Source organism: Methanobrevibacter sp. 87.7 (assembly GCF_002208625.1).
In the GTDB taxonomy this organism is placed as follows: Archaea; Methanobacteriota; Methanobacteria; order Methanobacteriales; family Methanobacteriaceae; genus Methanarmilla.
In genome coordinates, this window is record NZ_MRCT01000145.1 from 1 (window position 1) to 4498 (window position 4498).

5 protein-coding genes are annotated in these 4498 nt (G+C 23.6%); all 5 read right to left on the minus strand.

The window, feature by feature from the left end:
• Nucleotides 1–446 precede the first annotated feature (446 nt).
• Nucleotides 447–785, minus strand: a complete 339-nt coding sequence (locus BGI41_RS06795) for a hypothetical protein (RefSeq protein ID WP_088539787.1) — start codon at nt 783–785, stop codon at nt 447–449.
• 343 nt (nt 786–1128) lie between these two features.
• On the minus strand, nt 1129–2358 hold the full coding sequence (locus BGI41_RS06800; protein ID WP_088539789.1) for a cofactor-independent phosphoglycerate mutase: 1230 nt from the start codon (nt 2356–2358) through the stop codon (nt 1129–1131).
• A gap of 309 nt (nt 2359–2667) precedes the next feature.
• Entirely contained in the window at nt 2668–3687 is a 1020-nt protein-coding gene (locus BGI41_RS06805; protein ID WP_088539792.1) for a homoserine dehydrogenase, read from the minus strand.
• A gap of 15 nt (nt 3688–3702) precedes the next feature.
• The gene (locus tag BGI41_RS06810; RefSeq protein WP_088539794.1) at nt 3703–4188 is read right to left on the minus strand and encodes an amino acid-binding protein; all 486 of its coding nucleotides are present in this window, start codon (nt 4186–4188) and stop codon (nt 3703–3705) included.
• A gap of 9 nt (nt 4189–4197) precedes the next feature.
• Nucleotides 4198–4413, minus strand: coding sequence for an Asp-tRNA(Asn) amidotransferase subunit GatC (gene gatC, locus BGI41_RS06815; protein ID WP_088539796.1), 216 nt, complete (start codon nt 4411–4413; stop codon nt 4198–4200).
• Nucleotides 4414–4498: the final 85 nt, after the last annotated feature.

Here is a 4498-nt window from a genome sequence, read left to right on the forward strand (position 1 = left end):
GTAAATAAAATAAAAAGATTTAAAACTAAAACCTACAAAATAATTAATTAAAATAGAAACTTATTAATTAAAATTAAAATAAATGCATTTAGAATGAGAAATTTAATAAATAATTTTAAAATTAAAAAAAATATTGAAGAATGAGAAATTTAATAAATAGAATAATATTTAATTTTAAATATAGATACAACGGGATTTTTAATAAAATATAAATTTATATATTTAAAAAATGTTGTATATTATAGAATAATATCTAAAAATACGAACATTTAAAAAAATGTAAAAAAATCCTTCAAATAGGATTTTCAAAAAAAATAAAAAAATAATTAATTTAATAGTAATACTACAAACTAATTATAAAAAAACTAAAATTTTTGTTGAAAAATATAACTTCAACTATAAATAGATAAAACAAAAAAGATAGTTATTTATAAAAGTAGACCAAATCATAAAGATTCTAAATATTTAATTTTAGATTGAAGTATTTCAATTTTATTATTATAGAATTTTTCTTCCTCACTTTTAAAGTGAATAAGATCATTTAATAATAAATTCATCTCTTTATCGAAATTATTAAGATAATTATCTCTTTCATTTTCTATCTTATTAATTTCTAATAAAAATTCATTGATTTTTTCTTTATTTAATGATTTCTCATCAGAAATTCCTAGTTCCCAATTGATTGCATCATCCAATAAATCTTGTAATTTGATACCCTTTGATTTTACTAAGTTCTTTTTTTCTCTATTTATTTTAATGCTAGTTGTATCATTAAAATTTCTCATTCTAAACACAGTATATACTTATGTACTTATAAATATATATATATATATATATATATATATATTTTATTATAAACAATTAAAAACTATTTAAACTTCAAATAAAAACCAATATATTAAATATAGTACAAATAAATAAATTTGAATAAGAAATTATATATATATATAAAAAAAAAAATTAAAAAAAATTAGAACTAAAATTTACTAAAAAGAAAAAAGTAAAATTTAGAAGTAAAGTATTAAAAAAACCATAAAATAAAATTAAAAATAAAATTTATAAAAAAATAAATAATAATTTAAAAAACATTATTAAATAATCTAAAAATTAATTTAAACTACTAATAATCTAATAATCATTATTTATTAATCTAGAAATTAATTTATAACCTGGTTCTTTTTTAATAGAACCTTTAGATATTTTTGCCTCACTGTATGAATCAACATCATCAGCTTCTCCATTAGATGAATAAATTACTTGAGGAATATCATCACGAGTATGAGTTCCTACAGGTATAGGAGTTGGATGATCTGGTAAAACAACTAGTTTATAGTCATCATAATTTTCTTCTAAAGCTTTCCATACAGGTCCTACAATATATTTATCAATTGATTCAATAGCTTTAACTTTTTCTTTAACGTTTTGAGCATGTCCTGCTTCATCAGGAGCTTCTATATGTACATATAATACATCATAATTTTTAAGATTATCAACTGCATATTTACCTTTTGCAGCATAATCAGTATCAAAGTATCCAGTTGCTCCTGGAACATTTATAATATCCATACCACCAAGATGTGCAATTCCTTTAAGTAAATCTACTGCAGTAATAACTGCTGCTTTAAGATGATATAAATCTGTAAAATTATCAAGTTTAGGAGTTACACCTTGACTCCATAACCATACCATATTTGCAGGTTTAAGACCATTTTCAATACGTTTTTTATTAACTTCATGATTTTCTAAAAATTCTTTTGATTCTAACATTATTGATTTGATTTTTTCTCCAGAAACATTATCCCAGTTAGTGTATTTATCAATTTCTTCACCAACAATATCATGAGGAGCTACAGTATCAAAACTAGTCATATCTTTAACTTCATCAGCATCTTCACATGAATATACAAATACATGCCTATAACTTACTCCTGGATAAAATTTACCTTTAAATCCAGGATATTTTTCTTCAAAATGTTTGTTTAAATCATTAAGTAAAATAGAAGCCTCTTCTGATGTAATATGATTTGCATTAAAATCATCTAAATGTCCATCTTTTTCTGTAATAGTATTACATCTGAATATTACATCATTACTAGTAGTATTAATACCCATGTTTCCTGCTTCAAGAGGACCTCTACCAGTATAATATTTATCAGGATTAAAACCAAATATACTCATATTTGCTACATCTGATCCTGGTGCATATTTCTCAAATACATTGTTTGTAAGACCACATCTTCCTTCTTTAGCTAATCTATCCATATTTGGAATATTAGCATATTCAAGAGGAGTTTTACCATCTAATTCTTTAAGAGGATAATCACACATTCCATCCCCAATAATTATAACATATTTCATAAAAATTAACTCCTGTAAAAATTAATATGTATTTTGAAAACCTTTTTAATAAAATTAGATAATTTGAATTATTTAAATAGCTAAATTAAATTTTTAATTTAAATTATAAAAATAAATTTTAGTTAAATAACTTAAATTTTTAATTTAAAACTTTAAATATAAATTTGAACTATTAAATAGCTAATTTAATTTTTTTAAGTTAAAATTCTAAAAACAAATTTAAATAGCTAAGTTAAATTTTATATAATAAAATTAACATTTTAATATTATAATTTTAAAAAAAAATAAAAATAAACTATAAAAGTTTATTTAATATTTTTCACGAATAACATGAATTAAATCAGTTAACATTGCTGCAGCAGTTTCAACTGAACCTGCACCAATACCCATAACAGTAACATCACCAGATAAATCTGTTTTAAGGTTAGCCATATTTAAAGTTCCATTAATATCATATACACTACCTTTTCTTACAAGTCTTGGTGAAACTTCAAGATTGTTTGGTGAAATCTCAGCAATTAATTTAATTAAATAACCTTCTTTTCCTGCAAGTGAAATAGCTTCAGAAGTAATTTCTGAAATACCTTTAACTTTAACATCATCATATGTTGCAGGAATTCCAAGTAAAGCATTTGCTAAAATTACAGTTTTACATGCAGCATCAATACCCATTACATCTTGTGTAGGGTCTGTTTCAGCAATTCCTAATTGTTGTGATTCTTTTAAAGTATTTTCATAGGAAGTTCCTTCAGAGGTCATTCTTGAAAGTATATAATTTGTTGTACCATTTAAAATACCTACAATTGATTTAATATCATTTGCAGGGAGTGTTTCTTGTGCAAGATTAATAATAGGCATTGTTCCACCTACACTTGCTTCAAATTTAAATAATACATTATTTTTTTTAGCAGAATCCATTAATTCTTTAAAATCTAATGCAAGATGACCTTTATTAGATGTTACAACATCTTTACCCATATCAAATGCTTTTAATGTAAGACTTCGTGCAGGTTCTGCATCTTTAATATTAGTTGGTGTTGCTTCCATAAGAACATCAAAGTCACATGCGTCAAGAACATCAAGACCTGAAATATTACTTCCATATTCTGGATAATTACCAACTTTCCCAGTTTCTTCTTTAATGTTAATTAATTTATCTTCATCAAGACCATCTTCACATATTGCTGATGTTGATGAATCTGCTACTGATACGATTTTTAAATTAACACCATAATCTTGTTTAATTGATTCTCTTTTTAATGAGACTACTTTAGCTAAACCTTGACCAACAGCTCCAAATCCCATTATACATAATTTTAAATCTTTCATTTGAAAACCTCTTGTTTAAATCTCATTAATAACTAAAAGGTCTTTGGAAGCGGCGATTTCATTAATCTTATTTAGTACCTGATTTCTTAATCCTAAAGCCATTTCTACAGTTATTAATCCAGATGATTTTTCTTCATTATTAAATTTTACTTCCATAGTAGTTACAGTTACATTATCCATTGCATTTAATTGATCTACCGTATCTCTTACATCAGTATCAATAACATGTCCAATAAGAATTGTACTAAGTTTAACAGTTTTTAAAGAACCATTTACTTTAAGTATTCTAATTCCCATTTCTTCAATTGACTCTATAATCTTTTCAAGATTTTCTTTTTCTCCTTTCACAGTTATTTGTACTGGAATTTTACCATTCTCATTTTTATAATCCCTTTGATGAATAACTGTAACAAGATTAGCACCTAACTCTTTAAATGGTAAAAGTGAGGAAACTAATTGTCCAGGAGTGTCAGAAAGTTCAAGTACTAAATCCATTCTCATACTATCACCTTAATTAGTCCAGTCAGCTTTTTTAACTACTAAATTACCTTTTTTATCTATTTTTGCATTTCTTCTAATTTTTGAAGCATCCATTTTAATACATTCATCTTTACGAGTTATATTTAAATTATCAGTAATATAAATTGTTTCATCAAGATCTGGAATAGTATCTAAAGTTTTTGAAAATTTTTCAAGAATTTTTTCAGCATCTTCTTTAATTTCCATAATAAATCTCCTTTAAACTTGAATAATAATAAATTAAAATAATATAATAATTATATATTAATTACTTTATATTAATAACCTTAGA

What these genes read in the sequence shown, in the direction of transcription:
- BGI41_RS06795 (WP_088539787.1), bottom strand. Translation starts at nt 785, where the DNA reads ATGAGAAATTTTAATGATACAACTAGCATTAAAATAAATAGAGAAAAA.
- BGI41_RS06800 (WP_088539789.1), bottom strand. Translation starts at nt 2,358, where the DNA reads ATGAAATATGTTATAATTATTGGGGATGGAATGTGTGATTATCCTCTT.
- BGI41_RS06805 (WP_088539792.1), bottom strand. Translation starts at nt 3,687, where the DNA reads ATGAAAGATTTAAAATTATGTATAATGGGATTTGGAGCTGTTGGTCAA.
- BGI41_RS06810 (WP_088539794.1), bottom strand. Translation starts at nt 4,188, where the DNA reads ATGAGAATGGATTTAGTACTTGAACTTTCTGACACTCCTGGACAATTA.
- gatC (WP_088539796.1), bottom strand. Translation starts at nt 4,413, where the DNA reads ATGGAAATTAAAGAAGATGCTGAAAAAATTCTTGAAAAATTTTCAAAA.